Raw genomic sequence first — 22,103 nt, 5'->3', positions numbered from 1 at the left:
CCGCCGCCTACTTCTTCCCCAGCTTCTCCTGCAACTGGTCCAGGATCTTGTCCGCAGCCGTGTAGCCGATGCCCTGAATCCACAGCTGGTCGTCGACGCGGAAGGTCCGGCCGTTCCTGACCGCCTTCATGTTCTTCCACAGGGCCCCGCCGGTGATCTGCGACTCCTTGGACTTCTCCGGGCTGCCGTACGCCGAGTAGAAGACCGCGTCCGCGTCCGCCTTGTTCATCTGCTCGGCGCCGACCTCGATCATCATCCCGTCGCGGGCGTCCCGCACCACGCCGGTCGGACCGGTGCCGATGTCGTCGAGGATGGTGCCGATGTAGCTGCGGCAGCCGTAGACGCGGGTGTCGGCGCCCTCGACGAAGCGGACGACGTTCGTCGTGGTCCGCCCGGCCGCCGCGGCCCCGCCGAGCGCCGCGGTGACCCGCTTCGCGTGTGCCTCGTACGCGCCGACCGCCTTTCGCGCCTCCGGAATCTTTCCCAGCGCGTCGGCATGGGTGGCGAAGTTCTGCTTCCACGGGTAGCCGGTGGTCTCCGTCATGACCGTCGGCGCGATGGCCTTCAGCTGCTCGTACCGTCCGCCGTCGCGCACCTTGCTGGTCAGGATCAGGTCGGGCTTGAGGGCGGCGACCGCTTCCAGGTTCGGGGCGCCGATCTTCCCGACGTCCTTGATGCCGGTCAGCTCGTCCTCGGGCAGGTAGTCCAGGAAGCCGCTCGCCACGTCGGAGCGGGTGGCGCCGACCGGCCGCACCCCGAGCGTGATCGCCGAGTCCAGCTCGGCGGTGTCCAGCACCACCACCCGCCGGGGCGCGTCGGGAACTTCGACCTCGCCCATGGCGGTACGCACCTTGTGCCCGCCCCCGCCGGACGCGGGCCGCGCCCATGTGGTGGCGGGCTGGGCCGGGCAGTCGGCGGCCTCGGCCGAGGAGCCGGAGCCGCCCGGACCGGACGATCCGCCCGAACCGCAGGCGGCCAGTGTCAGGGACGTCGCCAGCGCGGTGCTCACGGCGAGCAGGGCACGGGCACGGCGGCGCCCGGCCCGCGGAACCGGACGGGGAACTGCGGAGAGCTGCATGACAAGCCCTTTCGGCTGGGGAGCGGCGCGGTCACCCGGACCCGGGCGCGCCGACCGCCCCGCCGGGGGCCTGCCAAGGCCGCCCCGGCACCACCAGCGGCGAGCCCGTCACCGGGTCCGGTACCACCACCGACTCCAGTCCGAACACCTCCCGCACCAGTTCCGCCGTGACGATCTCCGAGGGGCGCCCCTGCGCGACGACGCGCCCCTGCTTCATCGCCACCAGGTGATCGGCGTAGCGCGCGGCCTGGTTGAGGTCGTGCAGGACGGCGACGACGGTGCGTCCCCGGTCGTGGTTGAGCTGACGTACCAGGTTCAGCACCTCGACCTGGTGCGAGATGTCGAGGTATGTCGTCGGCTCGTCCAGGAGCAGCAGGTCCGTCTCCTGCGCGAGCGCCATCGCGATCCACACCCGCTGCCGCTGCCCGCCGGACAGCTCGTCCACCGGCCGGTCCGCCAGCCGCGTCACGTCCGTACGGGCCATGGCCTCGGCGACGGCCCGCTCGTCCGCCTCGGACCACTGCTGCCACCAGCGCTGGTGCGGCTGGCGGCCGCGCGAGACGAGGTCGGCGACGGTGATCGCCTCGGGTGCCACCGGGGTCTGCGGGAGCAGCCCGACGGTTCGGGCGATCTTCCTGGTGGGGATGCGGGCCAGGTCCGTACCGTCCAGGAGCACGGCGCCGCGGCGCGGTTTGAGCAGCCGGCCCAGGGCCCGCAGCAGCGTGGACTTGCCGCAGGCGTTGGGGCCGACGACGACCGTGACCGCGCCGTGCGGGACGTCGAGGTCCAGCCCGTCGACGACCGTGCGGTCCTCGTAGGCGAGGGTCAGGCCGCGGGCCGAGAGACGGCTGCCGGCGGATGCCGTGCCCCCGGCGCCCCCGGCGCCCCCGGCTCCCTGGCCCCGACTGCCCTCGCCCCCGTGGCCCCCGACGCCCCCGTTGCTCCCACTGCCCTCGCTCACGCTCGTCCTCCCACGGCACGGCTGCGGATGATCAGGTGGATCAGGTACGGGGCGCCGACGGCCGCGGTCAGCACGCCCACCGGCAGCTCGGTCGGCGCGAGCAGCTTGCGGGCCAGCAGGTCGCCGAGGACGACGACGACCGCGCCCAGCAGTGCCGAGCAGAGCAGCGGGATCTGCGCGGTACGCGTCAGACGGCGGCCGATCTGCGGGGCCAGCAGCGCCACGAAGTCGACCGGCCCTGCCGCGCCGGTCGCCATCGACGCCAGCACCACACCGAGCGCGACCAGGCCCAGCCGGGTGCGGCCCAGCCGTACGCCGAGGGCGGTCGCGGTGTCGTCGTCCATCGGGACGGTGCGCTGGGCGCGGGCCGCCCACAGGACGGCGGGCAGCAGCACCAGCAGCGCCCAGCCGAGCGGCGCCGCCTCGGCCCAGCCGCGCCCGTTGAGCGAACCGGTCATCCACACCTGCGCCTGCTGCGCCACGAGGTAGTCGCCCTTGGTGAGGAACAGGTGGGTGACCGAGCGCAGCGCGACGGCGAAGCCGATGCCGATCAGGACGAAGCGGGTGGCGTGCAGGCCGCCGCGCCAGGCGAAGACGTAGCCGAGGGCGGCGGCGAGGACGCCGCCGGCGACGGACAGGTACGGCAGAACGGCGTACGAGGTGACGCCGAACGTCATCGCGCCCACCGTCAGCGCGCTCGCGCCCTGGGTGATGCCGATGACGTCGGGGCTGGCCAGCGCGTTGCGGGCCACGGTCTGGAGCAGCGCGCCCGCGACCCCGAAGGCCGCGCCGACCAGCAGCCCGGCCACCATCCGGGGCAGCCGCAGCGTCCCGACGACCAGTTCGGCCGACGAGGGCCGCCCGAAGACGGCCTTCAGCGCCTCGCCGGGCGCCACGAAGGACTCGCCGACGCACAGGTACGCCAGGCAGACGGCGGCGAGCAGCACGGCCAGCACGACGGCGACGCCCGCCGCCCGCCGGTGCACGAGGAAGGAGCCGCGCCCGGCGCGCACGACGGCGTACCCGGTGGGCCGCGTACGCCCCCGCCGTACCCCGGTCACCGGCACCGTCACGCGGGCACCGCCTTCCGCCGCACGAGGGCGACCAGGAACGGGACGCCGATCAGGGCCGTCATCACCCCCGCCGGGACCTCGGACGGCGGGAACAGCACGCGGCCCACGGTGTCCGGGACCAGCACGACGACCGGGCCGAGGAGCGCCGCCGTCGGCAGCAGCCAGCGGTGGTCGCCGCCCACGGCCGCGCGGGCGATATGCGGTACGGCGAGGCCGACGAAGGCGATCGGCCCGGCCGCCGCGACGCCCGCGCCGGTCAGCACGGCCGCCCCGAGGCCGGCCACCACGCGTACGGCGGCGACGTTCTGCCCGAGTCCTTTGGCGACGTCCTCGCCGAGCGCCAGCGCGTCCAGGCCGCGCGCGACGGACAGCACGAGCACCGCGCCCGCCAGCAGGAACGGCCAGATCCGAGCGGCGACCTCGCTGTCCCGGCCGGTCAGCGAGCCGACCTGCCAGAACCGGAACTCGTCCAGCGCGGCGGCCTTCGTCGTCAGCACCGCCATCGTCACCGCGACGAGCAGCGCGTTGATCGCCGCGCCGGACAGGGCCAGCTTCACCGGCGTCGCGCCGCCCCGCCCGGCGGCGGCGATCGCGTACACGACGACCGCGGCGGCACCGGCCCCCACGAAGGCGAACCACACGTAACCGCCGGGCGTGTGCACCCCGAGGAAGGACAGCGCGAGGACCACGGCCACCGAGGCGCCCTGACTGAGTCCCAGGACGCCCGGGTCGGCGATGGGATTGCGGGTGATGCCCTGCATGGCCGTGCCCGCCAGGGCGAGCGCGGCACCGACCATCAGACCGATCAGCGTGCGCGGCAGCCGCAGGAAGCGCACGACCTGCGTGGCGTCGTCGTCCCCGCCGTACAGCAGCGCGTCGAACACCTCGGACGGCGCGAACTGCCGGCTGCCGACCGCCAGCGAGAGGAGCACCGCCAGCAGCAGGGCGAGCACCGCCGCCGCCGTCCAGCCGGCGCGGCGTCTCACCAGGGACGCTCTGGGGCTGCCGGCCCGGACGACTGGCATCGGTTCCCCTTCGCGACGGCGCCGGCGCGGGCAGGCGACAGGGGGCGGTCAGGAGGGGCCCAGTGTACGACCGCCCTCCCCGGCCATCGGCCACAATGGCCACCATGGTTTCGCACACCCCGGCCCCCGGTCCCTCGGTCGCCACGGCCGCGCAGACGCTCACCGTCGGCTTCGACCTGGACATGACGCTGATCGACTCCCGCCCCGGCATCAAGGCGGCCTACCAGGCGCTGTCCGCCGCGACGGGCACCTACATCGACGCGGACCAGGCGATCACCCGGCTCGGACCGCCGCTGGAGCAGGAGATCCGCCGGTGGTTCCCCGAGGAGCGGGTGGCAGAGATGAGCGACCTGTACCGGGAGATGTACCCCGCCCACGCGATCGGCGGCACGCTCGCGATGCCGGGTGCCCGCGAGGCGGTGGCCGCCGTACAGCGCCACGGCGGGCGGGCGATCGTGGTGACCGCGAAGTACGAGCCCAACGCGAAGCTGCACCTGGACCACCTCGGCATCGGCGCGGACGCCGTCATCGGCTCACTGTGGGCCGAGGCCAAGGCGGAGGCGCTGCGCGCGCACGGCGCGTCCGTCTACGTCGGGGACCACACCGGTGACGTACGCGGTGCGCAGACCGCCGACGCCGTGTCCGTCGCCGTGGCGACCGGGCCGTGCGACGCGGACGAGTTGCGCGCGGCCGGCGCCAACGTCCTCCTCGACGACCTGACCGGCTTCCCGGCCTGGCTGGCGGAGTACGTGGCGCGGCGTTCCCCGCGGAACGCGTGACTCCGTAAGACGTCGGCCGCTACGCCGTGGACGACCTCGCCTGCCGGCGCTGCGCCGCGACGGAACGCAGCACTCCGGCCCCGGCGATGAGGAACCCGGCGCCCATCAGCATGCACACCCAGTAGAAGACCGACGGCAGCGGATCGCCCCCGACGAACAACGGGGCGACGGTGGCGAGTGTGGCCACCGCGCCAATCAGGAAAACAATCGCGCCGATCCGGACCAGCAGATCCCCGGCCTGGGGAGTTTCGTCAGACACATGACCAGGGTAAGTCCGGGCCAGAAGCGCGGGGGAACCACCCGGCGACGTCTTGTCACCGGGCATCGGACCATTAGCCTTGGGGGGTGGCGGGTCCGGTGGCCCGCTGCACTGCTATCCAGAGCTGTTTTTCCCGCAGAAGACGCAGTAACCAGACCCCAGTGTTTTTCCGACGAGTACGAGGACGAGGACAGACGTGCCTACCGGCAAGGTCAAGTGGTTCAACAGCGAGAAGGGCTTCGGCTTTCTCTCCCGCGACGACGGCGGTGACGTCTTCGTGCACTCGTCGGTGCTGCCCGACGGCGTGGACGCACTCAAGCCGGGCCAGCGCGTCGAGTTCGGCGTGGTGGCCGGCCAGCGCGGTGACCAGGCGCTTTCGGTGACGATCCTCGACCCCGCGCCGTCGGTGGCGGCGGCCCAGCGCCGCAAGCCGGACGAGCTGGCGTCGATCGTGCAGGACCTCACCACGCTCCTGGAGAGCGTCACCCAGCAGCTGGAGCGCGGCCGCTACCCCGACAAGGCGCACGGCGCGAAGATCGCGAACATGCTCCGGGCGGTCGCCGACCAGCTGGACGTGTGACGGCCGGCGGCCCGGGCCGGGCGCGGCCCGGCTAGCCGAAGCTCAGTGCATCGCGGCCGAGGGGCGGTACGAGCCCCTCGGCCGCGGCGCGCGTGAGCAGGCCGCGCACCGCCGCGTAGCCGTTCTCGCCGAGGTCGGCGGTGAACTCGTTCACGTACAGGCCGATGTGCTGGTCGGCGACGGCCGGGTCCATCTCCTGCGCGTGCTCCAGCACGTACGCCCGCGACGCCTCGGTGTCGTCCCAGGCCATCCGTACCGACTCGCGGGCCGCCGCGGCCAGCTCGCGCAGCCGCTCGGCGCCCAGCGAGCGCTTGGCGATGATCGCGCCCAGCGGGATCGGCAGACCGGTGGTGTGCTCCCAGTGCTCGCCCATGTCGGCGAGGCAGCTGAGCCCGTAGTTCCGGTACGTGAAGCGGGCCTCGTGGATGACCAGACCGGCGTCCACCCGGCCGTCCCGTACCGCCGGCATGATCTCGTCGAACGGCAGCACCTTCACCTCGCCGACGCCGCCCGGCACCTCGTCGGCCGCCCACAGCCGGAACAGCAGATACGCGGTCGAGCGCTCGCTGGGCACCGCCACCGTCCGGCCGGCCAGGTCCTTCGCCTCGCCCGGCTCCTTGGTGAGCACCAGGGGGCCGCAGCCGCGCCCCAGCGCGCCGCCGCACGGCAGCAGCGCGTACTCCTCCAGCACCCAGGGCAGCACCGCGTACGACACCTTCAGGATGTCGCCCTCGCCGCGCTCGGCCATGCCGTTCGTGATGTCGATGTCGGCGAAGGTGACGTCCAGCTCGGGCGCGCCCGGGACCTTGCCGTGCGCCCACGCGTGGAAGACGAAGGTGTCGTTCGGGCACGGCGAATAGGCGATCTTGAGCGGGTCGCTCATGGCGTCCTCCAGGAGGTCGGGGCCCCGGCCGCCGCCAGGACGCGGGGCAGCGCGGCGCAGGCGGCGGAGAGCGCGCCGAGCGCCTCCCCGATGCGCCACGCGGCGCGGTCGCGCGGGCCGACGGGGTTGGAGACCGTACGGATTTCGAGCACCGGCAGGCCCCGCGCGGCGGCGGCCTCGGCAACACCGAAGCCCTCCATCGCCTCGACGAGGGCGCGCGGATGGCGCGCGGCGAGGCGCGCGGCGTGCTCCGCGCTGCCGGTCACGGTCGAGGCGGTGAGCACCGCCCCGCGCGCTGCGCCGGTGGCCGCGGCGAGGGCCTGTACGAGGCCCGGCGGCGGGGTGTGGACGACGGTCCCGAAGCCGAGTTCGGTCACCGGCACGAAGCCGTCCGGGGTCTCGGCGCCCAGGTCGGCGGCGACGATCTCGTCCGCGACGACCGTGGAACCGACCGGGGCGCCGGATGTGGTGCCGGTCGCGGCACCGGCCGGGGCGCCGGGCCGTCCGGCGGCTCCTCCGGCGGTCTGCGCCGGTACGAAACCGCCGCCGATCCCGGCGGAGATCACGAGGTCGTAGCCGAGTCCGCCGCAGATCGCGGCGGTCAGCGCGGTCGCCGTCCCGGCGGCAGCGGCGGCGGGGCCGACACCCGCGGCGAGCACGTCGACGACCAGCCCGGCCCCTTCGCCGGCCGGTGGCCCGGCAGCCCGTACCCGGTGCAGCGTGTGGCCGCCCCCGGGCAGCGCGACGGCCTCGGCGCCGCCGTCACCGGCCACGCCAGCGGCCACCGCGTCCCGCTCGGCCGGAACAGCGGTGACGACCAGGACACGCGTCACGGTCACCTCACCACCACCGGCCTCGCACGTACGTCAGTGGACTCAGGATTCCGCGCGCTTGAGCTTGACGTTCCACACGCCCGTGTACTTGCCGCCCTTGGAGGCGACGACGGACACCACGGTGGAATCGGCCAGGCTGCGGGTCTGCTGGTTGACGAACAGCTGGTCCGCGCCGTCGATCACCTGGTACGTCTGCTTGCTCATGTTGGTGATCGGGCTGCTGTTGGACAGCGCGATCCAGCCGTCCTCGGCCACGTCCGGCTCGACACCGAGCCGCAGCTTCTCACCGGGGTGCACCGTGAGCGTCTTCTTGGGCTCGGTGGTCAGGCACTTGGTGAACTCGGCCTGCGCCTTCTTGTCGCTGGCGGCCAGATCGCCGATCACCTTGCCGTCGTCGTAGCAGGCGGCCTCGGCCGTCACGGTGTCCTTTCCGGCGGTCACCGTGGCGAGCGGAGTCGGCTTCTCACAGGCGGAGAGGGTGACGAGCCCCAGGGACACGGCACCGAGGGCGGCAGCGGCGCGGCGGCCTGTGCCCCAAGAAGAGAACGCGGTCATGCGGGCAGGCTATCGGTCGGCCCCGGTCACGCCACACGAGGGTGGGGCGCGCCGTGCCGCGCCGCGCCCAGCAGACCGCGTACGGCCAGCGCCGCGCCCGTCGCCACGAGCGCCGCGGCCACCGCCAGACCCACCGTCCCGTTCAGCGGCAGCGCGATCCCGACGGCGCCGCCGACCACCGAGGACATCTGCAGCACCGTCTCGGAACGGGCGAACGCGGAGGTACGGACCAGCTCCGGCACATCGCGCTGGATCACCGCGTCCAGCGACAGCTTCCCCAGCGCCTGGCACAGGCCCGCCGTCGCCGCCGCGGCCGTCACCACCACGATCGCCAGCACCGCGTAGAAGACCGCGGCGGTCACCGAGACGGCCAGGGCCAGCCCCAGCACCACCGCGATGATCAGCTCCGGGGCCCTGGACCGCAGCCACGCGCCGACCGCCGTCCCCAGCGCGTTGCCCGCGCCCGCCGCCACCGCCACCAGCCCCAGCGAGACCTGCGGCCCCAGTCCGCCCAGCGGCTGCTCGCGCAGCAGGAACGCCAGGAAGAACGTCAGCAGGCCGGACAGCGACCGCAGCGCGCAATTCGCCTGGAGGCCGTGCAGCACCGAAGGGCCGACCGTCCGCAGTCCCGGCCGCCGACCGCCTGCCAGCGCCTTGCCCGGCCGCTCGCCGGCCGCCGGCCCGCCCGGCCCGTCCTCCCCGGACGCCAGCCGCGCCCGCCCCTCGCCCTTCGCCGAGTCGACCTTGTGCGGCAGCGAGAACGACAGGAACGTACCCGTCACGAACACCGCGAACGCGCCGTACAGCGGCCAGCTGGGCCCGATCAGATGCAGCGCGCCGCCCACCGGCACCGCCGCCCCCGTCGCCAGCAGCCCCGCCAGCGTCACCCGCGAATTGGCCTTCACCAAAGAGATGCGGGGCGGCAGCAGGCGCGGTACGACGGCGCTCCGCACCACCCCGTACGCCTTCGAAGACACCAATACACCCAGTGCCGCCGGATACAGCTCCAGCCCGCCGCCCGCGACGGCGCCCGCCATCGTCAGCGCGAGCAGCGCGCGGGCCAGCATCGCCCCTGCCATCGCGGCCCGGCGCCCGTGCGGCAACCGGTCCAGCAGCGGCCCGACCACCGGCGCCAGCAGCGCGAACGGCGCCATCGTGACGGCCAGGTAGAGCGCCACCCGGCCGCGCGCCTGGTCCGTCGGCACCGAGAAGAACACCGTCGAGGCCAGCGCAACCGTGATCAACATGTCACCGGCCGAGTTCACCGCGTGCAGCTCGATCAGCTTGCCGAGGCCCGACTCGCCCGCGCCCTGAGCGTGCGTGGCACGCCGTATGCCGCGCCCGGCCGCCGTGAACGGGCTGCGCAGCGCCCGGCCCACCGCGCGGCCCGCACGATGTGCCCGGCCGCCCTCCGTGCCCGGTCTGGTGGACGCCGTGGAGACCCGCGCTCCCTTGGAGACACGCGGGCCGGTGGAGATCCGCGAAGCCTTGGCGACCCGCGGGGTCCGGGCGGCTCTCGCGGTCCCCGCACCGGAGACCCGCGACGCCCGCGACATCCGCGGCAGCCTCGGCTTTCTCGACGCCCGTCCGGCAGCCACGGGGCAATACTGCCCCAACTCGCCCGGGACATGGCTCTTTCCGCGGCCTGTCGCCCCGGGCCACACGGCCGCCGGACGCTGCCGGTGACATTTGCCGCTCCCGCCGAGGGGTCGCGCACCGTTGAAGGGGTAGCGTGTGTAGCGCGCCACCGGCGGTCGTTCTTGGCCGCGCGCCTTGCCGCGATCCCGCAGAATGGTTCGTAAGAGGTGCGCTCGACCGAGATGACCGGGCGCGGACGTCGACGCGGTCCCCAGGTCCGCTCCGCCCGCCCCGGCACGCCGGTCGTCCGGACAGGACAGGACAGCTCCGGCTGGCGCACTCGTGAGACGGCGTGGAAGAGAGAATCGATTCTTGTGAGTGCTGCGATGCGAAGCCGTACCCCTGACCGCCTGTGCGCCGAGGCGGTCGACCTTGCCCGCGTGGCGGCCGAGGAGGCCGCGGCGCCAGGCACGGTCGGCGAGCACGTCGACGCCGTCGCCGACGGGGACCGTGTCGTCACGCACCTGTTCGAATGCAAGGAGCCCGGCTACCGGGGCTGGCGCTGGGCCGTGACCGTCGCCCGCGCGTCCCGGGCCAAACACGTCACCCTCGACGAGAGCGTCCTGCTGCCCGGGCCGGACGCGCTGCTGGCCCCCGAATGGGTGCCCTGGAGCGAGCGGCTGCGGCCCGGCGACATGGGGCCCGGCGATCTGCTGCCCACCGAGGCCGAAGATCTTCGGCTGGAGCCGGGCTACACGGGTGCGCAGGCGGCGCAGGAGGACGCCGGGGCGAGCGGGGGCCAGGCCGCGGTTGCGCCGGGCGTCGCGGAACTCGCGGACGTCGAGGACGCGGATGTCGAGCCCGGCTCGCCTGCCGCTCAGGCTGCCGCCGCCCGGGCTGCCGCCCAGGTCGCGGAGCCGACCGCACGCGGCAGTATCGCCGCGGTTGCCGACGAGCTCGGCATGGGGCGCCACCGGGTCCTCTCCCGTTACGGGCTGCACGCCGCGGCGGACCGCTGGGAAGAGGCCTACGGCCCCAAGACCGCCATGGCCCAGGCCGCCCCCGCCAACTGCGTCTCCTGCGGCTTCCTGGTCCCGCTGGCCGGGTCCCTGCGGCAGGCCTTCGGCATCTGCGCCAACGAGTTCGGGCCCGCCGACGGGCATGTGGTCTCCCTCGGCTACGGCTGTGGGGGGCACTCCGAGGCGGCCGTCATGCCGAGGCCTCCGCGGCCGGCGCCGCCGGTCATTGACGAGAACGTCGTCGATCCGTTTGCGTTGCGGCCCGACCGGACTGGGGGGTCTGTGGAGGAGACGGGGCCGTCCGAGGAGTTCGGCCACAGCTGAGGGCTCCCGGTGGGGCCGGCCGACGACGTTCCTCAGGGGGCTGGGCCTGCTTTTGGGTTCACGTTGTGGGGGTGTGCGGTTTGCGCTTCGCGCGGGGGTTGCGCTGTCGCGCGGGTCGCATTGGATTCGTTCTGGGGGCGGGGGTGCGCAGGGGGCCAACTCCTCGACACCGTGCACGTCATCGGTGACGTAGTCGTGAACCCAGATACCCGGCTGCTCTGCGGGGATGGCCCCCTACGCACCCCCTCCGGCCGGTTTGGCGCGTGCGGGACAGCTGGTGGGGAAGATTTCGATCACCCTGGTCGGCGCCCCACCGTGTGGTGAGGCTCGCGGTGCCGGAGGGCGGGAGGTCTGCCCATCGCCGCCGAGCAGTACGGGCAGCGCAGATGGCGCCACCCCGCTCGCCCCGCTCCGCGCGGCGAGCCCGGCCCCTGCGCTCCGCGCAGCGGAACCGCCCCTGCGCTCCGCCCCTGCGCTCCGCCCCTGCGCTCCGCGCAGCGGAACCGGCCCGGTCCAGCGCTCCGCGCCGGACCGGGCTGTGTGTTTCCAGCCACGATGTACGGATAGTCGCCCACGGCGCGGGGCTCGGGTCCACGCAGGGGTCTCCCCGCAGAGCAGCCGGGTATCTGGGTTCACTACTAAGGCACCGATGACGTGCACGGTGTCGTGGGGGTACCCCCGGCCGAAGGCTGGGGGAGAGTGACCCCTGCGTGGGCCCGAGCCCCCCACCCACCGGACCGACAGCGCACAACGCGCACCCCCACCCAGGCAACCCGGACAACCGCGCCGAAGGCGCGACCCGATTCCCCCACCCCCCACCCCACCCGGTAAAAAGAACAGTTCGGCATCGGACTACGGGAGAGAACGTGAGCGAAGCGGCAGAGGCAGATCCGTTCGGGACGGCTCGGCTGCGGCGGGGGGTGCTCGACGCGTGGGCGGCCTCGCCGGCCCGGTTCCGGGAGGACGCGAACGCCGAGGAGGATCTCGCGCTCGGCGGATACCGGGACCGGCTCGCCGTGGAGCTGGCGCAGAACGCCTCGGACGCCGCGGCCCGCGCCGGCGTGCCCGGGAGGCTGCGCCTGACCCTGCACCCGGCCGAAGGGCCCGACCCCGCGGTGCTGGTCGCCTCCAACACCGGCGCCCCCATCGACGCCACCGGCGTCGAATCGCTGGCCACCCTGCGCGCCTCCGCCAAGCGCGAGACGGAGACCGAGACCGCGGTCTCCGTCGGCCGTTTCGGTGTCGGCTTCTCGGCGGTGCTCGCGGTCAGCGACGAGCCCGCGCTGATCGGCCGCACCGGCGGCGTCCGCTGGTCGCTGGCCGAGGCCAGGGAGCTGGCGGGGCAGGTCGCGGCGCACAGCCCCGGGCTCGGCGGCGAACTGCGCCGACGCGACGGTCACGTACCGCTGCTGCGGCTGCCGCTGCCCGCGGAGGGCTCCGCGCCGCAGGGCTATGACACCTCCGTGGTGCTGCCGCTGCGCGACGGCGCCGCGCACGAGCTGACGGTGCGCCTGCTGGCCGGTATCGACGCCGCGTTGCTGCTGACGCTGCCGGGCCTGGCCGAGGTCGTCATCGAGACGCCCGACGGCGTCCGGGAGATGAGGCGGCGCCAGGAGGGCGCGTACGTCGTCATCGAGGACAGTGAGCGCGGTACCTCCCGCTGGCGTGTCGTGAGCGAGAGCGGCGGGCTGGACGCGGCGCTGCTGGCGGACCGCCCGGTGGAGGAGCGGCTGCGGCCGCACTGGGCGGTGACGTGGGCGGTCCCGGTGGACGAGGAGGGCGCGCCGGTGCGTCCGGCGACCGCGCCGGTCGTGCACGCGCCGACGCCCACCGACGAGCGGCAGGGCCTGCCGGCGCTGCTGATCGCCTCGTTCCCGCTGGAGCCGACGCGGCGCCGCGTCGCGCCGGGGCCGCTCGCCGAGCATCTGATCCGGCGCGCCGCCGAGGCGTACGCGTCGTTGCTGGCGGGCTGGCAGCCGGTTTCGGCGGGGATCATCGATCTCGTACCGGGGCCGCTGGGTCAGGGTGAGCTGGACAATGAGCTGCGGCGGCAGGTGCTGGAGCTGTTGCCGCGGGTGCGGTTCCTGCCGAGTGCGGCGGCGCCCGCCACGGGCGGGGAGCTGTCCCTGGAGGCGGTGCGGGGGACGAGCGGCCCGGACGAGCTGGCTCCCGGTGACGGCGGTGGCTGGGGCGGTGCGCGGGGCGAGGAGGACGCGTATGTCCTGCGGCCGGTGGACGCCGAGCTGGTGGAGGGGGCCGGGGCGGATACGGTCCGGGTGCTGGCGGAGCTGTTCCCGAGCCTGCTGCCCGCCGGGCTGGAGCGGCGTACGGAGCTGCGTGCGCTGAGCGTCGCGCGGGTGCCGCTGGGCGAGGTCGTCGACCGGCTGGCGGGGGTGGACCGGTCGCCCGCGTGGTGGTGGCGGCTGTACGACTCGCTGGCCGGTACGGACCCGGAGCGGCTGAGCGGTCTGCCGGTGCCGCTGGCCGGGGCCGGGGGCGAGGAGGGCCGGGCGGCGCGGACGACGATCGGGCCGCGGCAGGTGCTGTTGCCGCTGCCGGGCGGCGGGGACGACGCGGCGGAGCGGCACGGGACGCTGGCCCGGCTGGGGCTGAAGGTCGCGCATCCGGATGCGGTGCACCCGTTGCTGGAGAAGCTGGGCGCCACTCCGGCGAATCCGCGCGCTGTGCTGACGTCTGCCCAGGTACGGGCTGCCGTCGCCAATTCCCTGGATGCGGAGGAGGACGACTACGCCTTCGGGTTCGACGGGGAGCCGGCCGGGCTCGGCGGCGAGGAGCTGGCGGAGGCCGTGCTCGGTCTCGTCCGCGACGCGCATCTGGCGCCCGGCGACGAGCCGTGGCTGGCCGCGCTCGCCCTGCCGGACGAGGACGGCGAGCCGGCACCGGCGGGCGAACTGGTGTTGCCGGGCAGCGACTTCGAGCGGGTGATCCGGGAGGGTGAACTCGCGGCGGTCGACGCGGGGTTCGCGGAGCGCTGGGGTGAGCAGCCGCTGACCGCCGTCGGGGTGCTGGCGGGCTTCGCCCTCGTACGGGCCCCTGACGTGGTGCTGGACCCGGACGAGCTGGAGCCGCGCGACGGCGACTTCACCGAGCCGGACGACGTGGGTGTCCTGGACGCGGTGGACGTGTGGTGCGAGGACGTTCTCGACGGGCTGCCGGAGACGCCGGTGCCGCCGGTCGCGACGGAGATCGTGGCCGTACGGGACCTGGACCTGGTGGACGACGACGCGTGGCCGCAGGCGCTGGCGATGCTGTCGCAGCCGCCGCTGCGGGACGCGCTGACCGCGCCCGTACGGGTGCTGCTGCCGGACGGCAGGACGGAGCTGGTCCGCCCGTACACGGCGTGGTGGCTGCGCGGGCACCCGGTGCTGGACGGGCGCCGTCCGGCCGGCCTGCGGGCCGCGGGCGGCGATCCGCTGCTGGCCGGGCTGTACGAGTCGGCGGACGCGGGCGAGGTGGACGCCCAGGTGCTGCGGGCCCTCGGCGTACGGACCTCCGTCGCGGCGCTGCTGGAGGAGCCGGGCGGCGCGGCGGAACTGCTGGGCCGCCTCGCGGACCCGGCGCGGGAGGTGGACTCCGCGCAGCTGCACGCGCTGTACGGGGTGCTGGCGGACCTGGACCCCGAGCAGGTCACGCTTCCCGACGAACTGCGGGCCGTCGTCGACGGCGAGGCCCGGGTGGTGGACGCGGCCGACGCGGTGGTCGCGGACGCGCCGGACCTGATGCCGCTGGCCGCGGGGCTGCCGCTGCTGCCGGTGACCCCCGCGCGCGCCGCTGATCTGGCGGAACTGTTCCAGGTGCGGCGGCTGAGCGAGGTCTTCGCGGCGCCGGTCGGCTCGGAGGGCAGCCGCCACGAGGTTCCGGAGCCGGTACGTACGCTGCTGGGCCCGGACACGCCGCGGTCGTACGTCGAACACGAGGAGCTGACCGTCGAGGACGGCACCGAACTCGACTGGCGCTGGACCCCGGACGGCACGCTGCACGCGGCGACCCTGGAGGGCGTCGCCGCGGGCCTGGCCTGGGCCGCCGGCCAGTGGCCCCGCCGCTTCGAGACCGCGGCCCTGCTGGAAGATCTGGACCGGGCGGAGGAACTGGCGGAGGCCCGCTGGTTCGACTAGGGGGAAGCAGGTCCGGGTGCGGGCCGGTGGCGGGTTCGTTCGCCACCGGCCCGTCGCCTTCGCGTACGTACCGGAAGGACCGTCGGCGAAGCCGGCTACGCCGGGAAGCGGCGGCCCACCACCCGCCACGCGATCTCCAGGAGCGCCGCCGCCGCGACGGCGATGCCCACCGCGGCCCACGGCAGGGTCGTGCCCACCAGTTTCAGGTCGAAGAAGTTCTGGAGCCAGGGGACGACGAGGACGATCAGGAAGCCCAGGCCCATGGCCAGGACCAGGCCGACGCGCCACCAGGTGTACGGGCGGGCGATGATCGCCAGGACCCACATCGCGCTGAGGAAGAGGGTGAGGGTGGCCGCGCTGGTTTCGGCGGGGAGGGCGTCGGGGCCGGTGTAGTGGCTGCGGGCCAGCAGGTAGGTGGCGAAGGCGGCGAGGCCGACGATCAGGCCGGAGGGGACCGCGTAGCGCATCACCCGGCGTACGAAGTGGGGTTTCGCGCGTTCCTTGTTGGGGGCGAGGGCCAGGAAGAAGGCGGGGACGCCGATGGTGAGGGTGGACAGCAGCGTGAGGTGCCGGGGCAGGTAGGGGTACGGGATCTGGCAGCAGGCGACGAGGATCGCGAGCAGGACCGAGTAGACGGTCTTGGTCAGGAAGAGGGTGGCGACGCGGGTGATGTTGCCGATCACCCGGCGGCCCTCGGCGACCACCGACGGCAGTGTCGCGAAGCTGTTGTTGAGCAGCACGATCTGCGCGACGGCCTTGGTGGCCTCGCTGCCCGCGCCCATGGAGACGCCGATGTCCGCGTCCTTGAGGGCGAGGACGTCGTTGACGCCGTCGCCGGTCATGGCGACGATGCGGCCGCGCTTCTGGAGCGCGCCGACCATGTCCCGCTTCTGCTGCGGCGTGACGCGGCCGAAGACCGCGCCGTCCTCCAGGACCTTGCCCATCTCGTCCGGGTCGGCGGGGAGCTTGCGCGCGTCGACGGGCGATTCGGCGCCCGGCATGCCCAGTTTTCCGGCCACCGCGCCGACCGACACCGCGTTGTCGCCGGAGATGACCTTCGCCTGGACGCCTTGGTCCTCGAAGTACCGCAGGGTGTCCATCGCGTCGGGCCGCAGCCGCTGTTCGAGGACGATCAGGGCGGCGGGCTGTACGTGGGCGGCCACCTCGGCGTCGTGCAGGTCGCGTTCGGCGCGGGCCAGCAGGAGGACGCGCAGGCCCTGGGCGTTGAGGTCGTCGACCTCGGAGAGCGCGTCGTCGCCGGTGGGCAGCAGGACGTCGGGCGCGCCCAGCAGCCAGGTCGTGCGCTCGCCGTCGGGGTCTTCGAGGGCGGCGCCGCTGTATTTGCGGGCGGAGGAGAAGGGCAGCGCGTCGGCGCTGCGCCAGCCGTCGCCTGCCGGGTACGCGTCGATGATCGCCTGGAGGGAGGCGTTGGGGCGGGGGTCGGACGCCCCGAGGGCGCCGAGGACCTCCTTGACGCGGCCCTCGTCCGTGCCGCCGAGCGGCCGCAGCTCGCTGACGTCCATGCCGCCCTCGGTCAGCGTGCCGGTCTTGTCCAGGCAGACCACGTCGACGCGGGCCAGGCCCTCGATGGCGGGCAGTTCCTGGACCAGGCACTGTTTGCGGCCGAGCCGGATGACGCCGATCGCGAAGGCGACGGAGGTGAGCAGCACCAGGCCTTCGGGGATCATCGGGACGATGCCGGCGACCATCCGGCGTACGGCCTCGTCGCCCGCCATGTTCAGGGTGAACAGGTGGCTGAGGATCAGGCCGATGGCGGTCGGCACCATCATCCACGTCACGTATTTGAGGATCTGGCTGATGCCGGTGCGCAGTTCGGAGTGGACGAGGGTGAAGCGGGACGCCTCCTCGGCGAGCTGCGCCGCGTACGCCTCGCGCCCGACCTTCGTGGCGGTGAACGCGCCGCCGCCGGCGACCACGAAGCTGCCGGACATCACCTTCTCGCCGGGTCGTTTGACCACCGGGTCGGCCTCGCCGGTGAGCAGCGACTCGTCGATCTCCAGGCCGTCGCTCTCCAGGACCTCGCCGTCGACGATGACCTTGTCGCCGGGGCCGAGTTCGATGACGTCGCCGAGCACGACCTCGGAGGTCGGGATCTCGGCGGCCGTGCCGTCGCGCCGTACGGTCGGCTTGGACTCGCCTATGACGGCGAGGCTGTCCAGGGTCTTCTTGGCGCGCAGCTCCTGGATGATGCCGATGCCGGTGTTGGCGACGATGACGAAGCCGAACAGGCCGTCCTGGATCGGGCCGACGATCAGGATGATCACGAACAGCACGCCGATGATGGCGTTGAAGCGGGTGAAGACGTTCGAGCGGACGATGTCGGCGGTGGAGCGCGAGGACCGTACGGGGACGTCGTTGACCTCGCCTCTGGCTACCCGCTCGGCGACCTCGGCGGCGGTCAGGCCGCGGTGGTCCGGCCCGGTGGCCGGCTCGGGGCCGGCGGCTTCGGTCTTCGCCCGCTGAGTCATGCCTTCGACGTTACGGGCGGAACGGGCGATTCACCCGCTGGATGCGCACAGGAAGGTGGTGGGAGTTGTTGGAGGGACACACGTCAACCGCCGGGGGCCGGGATGCGTCCACTATGGGGTGGATTCTCCTCGGGGGAGGAGCCGCGTATGCGGACGGGGTCGCGCGCCGGGCGCTTTCTAGGGGCCTTCGGCTCAGACCGCGTCCGCCGGCGTCCCTCCGGCCTCCCGGGCCGACGCCGCGCGCTTGATCGCGGCGTCGCGCTTGCGCACGTACCAGATGCCGAGGATGCCGAGGCCGCCGCCGGCCAGGCAGGTCCACACCCACCAGGTGCGGTCGTGGTCGGCGAACCAGCCGTAGAAGGGGAGCTGGGCCAGGAAGAGCACGAACCAGATGATGGTGCCGCCGGTGATCGTGCCGACGACGGGGCCCTCAAGAGGCTCCGGGGCCTCGCGCAGTTCGGACTTCTTCCACATGGGGTCAGCTTACGGGCAGCCACCGACAGCGCCGATCCGGGCAGGGCGGCGCGCGTCGGAGCTCCCGGCCGGGCCGCGGACGTCCGCCGGCCCGTTTCCGCCAGGGGTCTACGCGCGGAGATAGCGATCATCGTCTTGTTTATTCATACTGAACCTATCCGGTTCTGACTGGTTTGGTTCGTTGAATCCTCCAATCCGATCCGGTTTGTTTGTGTTCTGGGCCCGATCCGGGGCCCCCACGCCTCTCCCAGGCCCGTACGACTGAGGTCAGCGCATGTCACCCTCGGCCACCACGCCGGTCGACGCCGTCCAGGGCCCAGGCCCGCAGGCGCCCAAGAACGGTCTCGACCGGTTCTTCAAGATCTCCGAGCGGGGGTCGACGGTCTCCCGCGAGCTGCGCGGCGGCCTCGCCACGTTCTTCGCCATGGCGTACATCGTCGTGCTGAACCCGATCATCCTCGGCGCCGGCCAGGACAAGTTCGGGCACCACCTGGACAACGGCCAGCTGGTCACCGCCACCGCCCTGATGGCGGGCCTGTCCACCCTCCTGATGGGCGTCATCGGCAACGTGCCGATCGCCGTCGCCGCCGGCCTCGGCATCAACGCCGTCGTCTCCCTCCAGCTCGCCCCCAAGATGAGCTGGCCGGACGCGATGGGCATGGTCGTGCTGGCCGGCCTGGTGCTGATGATCCTGGTCGCCTCCGGTCTGCGGCAGCGCGTCATGGACGCGATCCCGGGCGGGCTGCGGCGCGCCATCGCGATCGGCATCGGCCTGTTCATCGCGCTGGTCGGCCTGGTCGACGCGGGCTTCGTCAGCCGCAACCCGGACGCCGCGCACACCACCGTGCCGCTGGCGCTGGGACAGGGCGGTCAGCTCCAGGGCTGGCCGGTGCTGGTCTTCGTCATCGGCCTCGCGCTGATGTTCCTGCTGACCGTACGCAAGACCAAGGGCGCGATCCTGATCGGCATGGTCGTGATGGCGGTCGTCGCGATCATCATCAACGCGGTCGCGCAGATCCCCGACGAGAGCTGGGGCCTGGCCGTGCCGAACGTGCCGGACAGCATCGTCGGCGCGCCGGACTTCGGCCTGGTCGGCCAGATCAGCCTGTTCGGCGGCTTCAAGGAGGTCGGCCTGCTGACCGGCTGCCTCTTCGTCTTCACCGTGCTGCTGTCCGGCTTCTTCGACGCGATGGGCACGATCATCGGCGTCGGCGAGGAGGCCGGGCTGACCGACGAGAACGGCAGCCTGCCCGGCATGGGCCGCATCCTGATGGTGGACGGCATCGCGGTGGCGGCCGGCGGGGTCGGCTCGGCGTCGGCCAACACCTGCTTCGTGGAGTCCACCGCGGGCGTCGGCGAGGGTGCCCGTACGGGTCTGGCGAACATCGTGACCGGCGGGCTCTTCCTGCTCGCGCTGGTCTTCACACCGCTGGCGACGGTCGTCCCGTCGCAGGCCGCGACGCCCGCGCTGCTGGTCGTCGGCTTCCTGATCATGTCCGCGAACGTCCGGGACATCGACTGGGGCGACTTCACCATCGCGATCCCGGCGTTCCTGACGATCATCTCGATGCCGTTCACCTACAGCATCACCAACGGCATCGGCATGGGCGTGCTGGCCTTCATCCTGCTGCGGACGGCGACCGGCCGCTTCAAGGAGATCCCGTGGCTGCTGAACGCCGTGGGCGCGGCCTTCCTCGTCTACTTCCTGCTCAATCCGATCGAGCAGGCGCTGGGCGTCAAGTAGCGGCCGGGCGCCGGGCCCGGTTCGCAGCGGCGGCCCGGCGCGCGGCGCAGGAGCGGTTCACAGCGGCGGAGCGGCGTAGAACCGCTCCGTGCGGTCCACCGACATCTTGAAGCGTTCGTCGAAGTCTTCACGGATGAGCGTCCGGGTCACATAGTCCTGGACGCTCATTCCGCGTTTCGCGGCGTGCTGCCGAAGGCGCTCCAGCAGTTCCCCGTCCATACGCAGGCTGAGCACTCCCGATCCCATACCGCCACGGTCCTCTCGCGCCCTGGTCAGGCGGGTCGCTTTCCGCTGCGTCCTCACTCGTAAGGGTGATGCGGATGGTCCCGCATGTACGGGCTTTCATTAGAGAGGGTAATGAGTTATGCTAACGAACATGCCGGAACTGTCCCTTGGCGACGACGCTGCCGCCGACGCCGACGCCGTGAACGCACTGCGGTCCGCCGTGATGCGTCTCTCCCGCCGACTCAAGCACCAGCGGGTCGACGAGTCGCTCAGCCCGACCGAGATGTCGGTGCTCGGCACCCTCGCCCGGTGCGGTCACGCCACCCCCGGCGAGCTGGCGCGCAAGGAGCACGTCCAGCCGCCGTCGATGACCCGCATCGTGGCGATGCTGGAGGCCAAGGGCCTGGTCCGGCTCGAACCGCACCCGGACGACCGCCGCCAGAAGGTCGTCACCCAGACCGAACAGGCCGAGGCGATGCTCGAAGAGAGCCGCCGCAAACGCAACGCGTGGCTGGCCGAGCTGGCCTCCGGGCTGGACGAGGACGAGTGGGCCGCACTGCGGACCGCCGCACCCGTACTGGAGAAGCTCGCCCAGCTGTAACCACCGAGCGCCGAGGAGGCGAACCCACTTTGAGTACGGGACCCGGAGCAGACTCCGCCCCCGCACCGAACTCCACCGACAACACCGTCACCGACGCCGCGACCGCGCCCCCCGCAGCCTCAAAGGGCACCGCCGCCGAACCGCGCGGGGGCATGTTCCGTTCGCTGAGAGTCCGCAACTACCGTCTGTTCGCCACCGGACAGGTCGTCTCCAACACCGGCACCTGGATGCAGCGCATCGCCCAGGACTGGCTGGTCGTCAGCATCACCGGCTCCTCCGCCGCCGTCGGCATCACCACCGCCCTGCAGTTCCTGCCCATGCTGCTCTTCGGGCTGTACGGAGGCGTGATCGCCGACCGGGTCTCCAAGCGCAAGCTGCTGCTGGTGACCCAGGCCTCGATGGGCCTGACCGGCCTGATCCTGGCCGTACTGACCCTCAGCGGGCAGGTCGCGGTCTGGCACGTCTACCTGATGGCCTTCGTGCTCGGCCTGATCACCGTCGTCGACAACCCGGCACGGCAGGCGTTCGTCGTCGAGATGGTCGGCCCGGACGACCTGCGCAACGCCGTCAGCCTGAACTCCGCCAACTTCCAGTCCGCCCGGCTCATCGGCCCCGCCGTGGCCGGCGCGCTGATCACCTCCCTCGGCAGCGGCTGGGCCTTCCTCCTGAACGGCCTGTCCTTCATCGCGCCGCTCGCCGGACTGCTGCTGATGCGCACCCGCGACCTGCACAAGGTCGACCGCGCGCCGCGCGGCAAGGGCCAGCTGCGCGAAGGCGTGCGCTACGTCGCGGGCCACCCCGAGCTGATCTGGCCGATCGTCCTGGTCGGCTTCATCGGCACCTTCGGCTTCAACTTCCCGATCTGGCTGACCGCCTTCGCCGACAAGGTCTTCCACGGCGGCGCGGGCATGTACGCCTGGTTCAACGGCCTGATGGCGGCCGGTTCGCTGGCGGGCGCCCTGCTCGCGGCCCGGCGCAGCACGTCGCGGCTGCGGCTGCTGGTGGGCGCGGCGCTGCTGTTCGGCGTCCTGGAGATGGCCGCGGCCCTCTCCCCGGCCGTCTGGATCTTCGGCGCGCTGCTGATCGTCATCGGCGTCGTCGGCCTGACGATCAACGTCACGGCCAACTCCAGCGTGCAGATGGCGACCGACCCGCTGATGCGCGGGCGGGTGATGAGCCTGTTCATGATGGTCTTCATGGGCGGCACGCCGCTCGGCGCGCCCATCGTCGGCTGGGTCACCGACGCGTACGGCGCGCGGCTCGGCTTCCTCGCGGGCGGTCTGGTCTCCCTGGTGGCCGCGGCCGGTGTCGGCCTGATGCTGACCCGCGCGGGCGGTCTGCGGGTCCGGATAGACCTGCGGCGCGGCCACCAGCACGTACGGTTCGTGCCGCGTCAGCGGGACGGCGAACCGGAGCGGCTGGCCGCGGCGGCCTGAGGCCTGGGTACGGCGGCGGGGCCGGGGACGCGGGCGCACCGCGGCCCCTGT

At 73.2% G+C, this 22,103-nt stretch carries 19 protein-coding genes; 7 read left to right on the top strand and 12 right to left on the bottom strand.

The genetic code is table 11. The features are described from left to right. Positions 1 to 7 precede the first annotated feature (7 nt). The 4 genes from ACFV57_RS10100 to ACFV57_RS10085 all read right to left on the bottom strand — a co-directional run bounded on the left by ACFV57_RS10100 (position 8) and on the right by ACFV57_RS10085 (position 4,137). Positions 8 to 1,078, bottom strand: coding sequence for an ABC transporter substrate-binding protein (locus ACFV57_RS10100; protein WP_385228120.1), 1,071 nt, complete (start codon positions 1,076 to 1,078; stop codon positions 8 to 10). 31 nt (positions 1,079 to 1,109) lie between these two features. Further along, positions 1,110 to 1,907, bottom strand: a complete 798-nt coding sequence (locus tag ACFV57_RS10095) for an ABC transporter ATP-binding protein (protein ID WP_385228544.1) — start codon at positions 1,905 to 1,907, stop codon at positions 1,110 to 1,112. 128 nt (positions 1,908 to 2,035) lie between these two features. Continuing rightward, the gene (locus tag ACFV57_RS10090) at positions 2,036 to 3,112 is read right to left on the bottom strand and encodes a FecCD family ABC transporter permease (protein ID WP_385228117.1); all 1,077 of its coding nucleotides are present in this window, start codon (positions 3,110 to 3,112) and stop codon (positions 2,036 to 2,038) included. After that, positions 3,109 to 4,137: a FecCD family ABC transporter permease gene (locus tag ACFV57_RS10085; RefSeq protein ID WP_385228114.1), complete on the bottom strand. Its 1,029-nt coding sequence runs from the start codon at positions 4,135 to 4,137 to the stop codon at positions 3,109 to 3,111. The genes ACFV57_RS10090 and ACFV57_RS10085 overlap by 4 nt, the downstream gene beginning before the upstream one ends. Before the next feature lie 95 nt (positions 4,138 to 4,232). Here ACFV57_RS10085 and ACFV57_RS10080 point away from each other — a divergent pair, with 95 nt between their 5' ends. Beyond that, a complete protein-coding gene (locus ACFV57_RS10080; protein WP_385228111.1) occupies positions 4,233 to 4,916 on the top strand; it encodes an HAD family hydrolase in 684 nt (227 codons plus the stop codon). 19 nt (positions 4,917 to 4,935) lie between these two features. Here the strand turns inward: ACFV57_RS10080 and ACFV57_RS10075 are convergent, their stop codons facing one another. Next, entirely contained in the window at positions 4,936 to 5,175 is a 240-nt protein-coding gene (locus ACFV57_RS10075; protein ID WP_385228108.1) for a hypothetical protein, read from the bottom strand. A gap of 196 nt (positions 5,176 to 5,371) precedes the next feature. Between ACFV57_RS10075 and ACFV57_RS10070 the strand changes: the two genes are divergently transcribed. Further along, entirely contained in the window at positions 5,372 to 5,755 is a 384-nt protein-coding gene (locus ACFV57_RS10070; protein WP_385228105.1) for a cold-shock protein, read from the top strand. Positions 5,756 to 5,786: 31 nt separating this feature from the next. Here ACFV57_RS10070 and ACFV57_RS10065 read toward each other — a convergent pair whose 3' ends face one another. From ACFV57_RS10065 to ACFV57_RS10050, 4 genes are read right to left on the bottom strand one after another with little or no spacing between them, the layout of a single operon-like run. Further along, complete coding sequence (locus tag ACFV57_RS10065) at positions 5,787 to 6,638, bottom strand: 1,4-dihydroxy-6-naphthoate synthase (protein ID WP_385228102.1); 852 nt, start codon at positions 6,636 to 6,638, stop codon at positions 5,787 to 5,789. Further along, positions 6,635 to 7,477, bottom strand: coding sequence for a futalosine hydrolase (gene mqnB, locus ACFV57_RS10060; RefSeq protein WP_385228099.1), 843 nt, complete (start codon positions 7,475 to 7,477; stop codon positions 6,635 to 6,637). The genes ACFV57_RS10065 and mqnB overlap by 4 nt, the downstream gene beginning before the upstream one ends. A 36-nt stretch (positions 7,478 to 7,513) precedes the next feature. Continuing rightward, on the bottom strand, positions 7,514 to 8,026 hold the full coding sequence (locus ACFV57_RS10055) for a hypothetical protein (protein ID WP_385228096.1): 513 nt from the start codon (positions 8,024 to 8,026) through the stop codon (positions 7,514 to 7,516). Between the two features lie 26 nt (positions 8,027 to 8,052). Then, positions 8,053 to 9,582: an MFS transporter gene (locus tag ACFV57_RS10050; protein WP_385228093.1), complete on the bottom strand. Its 1,530-nt coding sequence runs from the start codon at positions 9,580 to 9,582 to the stop codon at positions 8,053 to 8,055. A 408-nt stretch (positions 9,583 to 9,990) separates the two neighbouring features. Between ACFV57_RS10050 and ACFV57_RS10045 the strand changes: the two genes are divergently transcribed. Continuing rightward, the gene (locus ACFV57_RS10045) at positions 9,991 to 10,947 is read left to right on the top strand and encodes a DUF3027 domain-containing protein (RefSeq protein WP_385228090.1); all 957 of its coding nucleotides are present in this window, start codon (positions 9,991 to 9,993) and stop codon (positions 10,945 to 10,947) included. An 866-nt stretch (positions 10,948 to 11,813) separates the two neighbouring features. After that, positions 11,814 to 15,083: a sacsin N-terminal ATP-binding-like domain-containing protein gene (locus ACFV57_RS10040; protein ID WP_385228087.1), complete on the top strand. Its 3,270-nt coding sequence runs from the start codon at positions 11,814 to 11,816 to the stop codon at positions 15,081 to 15,083. Between the two features lie 95 nt (positions 15,084 to 15,178). On the opposite strand, the gene ACFV57_RS10035 is transcribed toward ACFV57_RS10040, so the two are convergent. Then, positions 15,179 to 17,572, bottom strand: coding sequence for an HAD-IC family P-type ATPase (locus ACFV57_RS10035; RefSeq protein WP_385228084.1), 2,394 nt, complete (start codon positions 17,570 to 17,572; stop codon positions 15,179 to 15,181). A 192-nt stretch (positions 17,573 to 17,764) separates the two neighbouring features. Continuing rightward, positions 17,765 to 18,046: a DUF2530 domain-containing protein gene (locus ACFV57_RS10030; protein ID WP_385228081.1), complete on the bottom strand. Its 282-nt coding sequence runs from the start codon at positions 18,044 to 18,046 to the stop codon at positions 17,765 to 17,767. A 274-nt stretch (positions 18,047 to 18,320) separates the two neighbouring features. Here ACFV57_RS10030 and ACFV57_RS10025 point away from each other — a divergent pair, with 274 nt between their 5' ends. Further along, positions 18,321 to 19,790 carry an NCS2 family permease gene (locus ACFV57_RS10025; RefSeq protein WP_385228078.1) on the top strand — a complete coding sequence of 490 codons (1,470 nt, stop codon included), beginning with the start codon at positions 18,321 to 18,323 and terminating at the stop codon, positions 19,788 to 19,790. A 57-nt stretch (positions 19,791 to 19,847) separates the two neighbouring features. Here the strand turns inward: ACFV57_RS10025 and ACFV57_RS10020 are convergent, their stop codons facing one another. Next, positions 19,848 to 20,036, bottom strand: coding sequence for a ribbon-helix-helix protein, CopG family (locus tag ACFV57_RS10020; protein WP_073759267.1), 189 nt, complete (start codon positions 20,034 to 20,036; stop codon positions 19,848 to 19,850). Positions 20,037 to 20,166: 130 nt separating this feature from the next. Between ACFV57_RS10020 and ACFV57_RS10015 the strand changes: the two genes are divergently transcribed. Together ACFV57_RS10015 and ACFV57_RS10010 are read left to right on the top strand one after the other, a co-directional pair. Next, entirely contained in the window at positions 20,167 to 20,616 is a 450-nt protein-coding gene (locus ACFV57_RS10015; RefSeq protein ID WP_030669441.1) for a MarR family winged helix-turn-helix transcriptional regulator, read from the top strand. 29 nt (positions 20,617 to 20,645) lie between these two features. Beyond that, positions 20,646 to 22,052 (top strand): MFS transporter, encoded by a 1,407-nt coding sequence (locus tag ACFV57_RS10010; RefSeq protein ID WP_385228074.1) that lies wholly within the window; start codon positions 20,646 to 20,648, stop codon positions 22,050 to 22,052. Positions 22,053 to 22,103 lie beyond the last annotated feature (51 nt).

Source organism: Streptomyces sp. NPDC059788, assembly GCF_042732265.1.
In the GTDB taxonomy this organism is placed as follows: Bacteria; Actinomycetota; Actinomycetes; order Streptomycetales; family Streptomycetaceae; genus Streptomyces.
The sequence above is the reverse complement of the archived record's forward strand: the minus strand, read 5'-3'. Positions and strand labels throughout refer to the sequence as shown.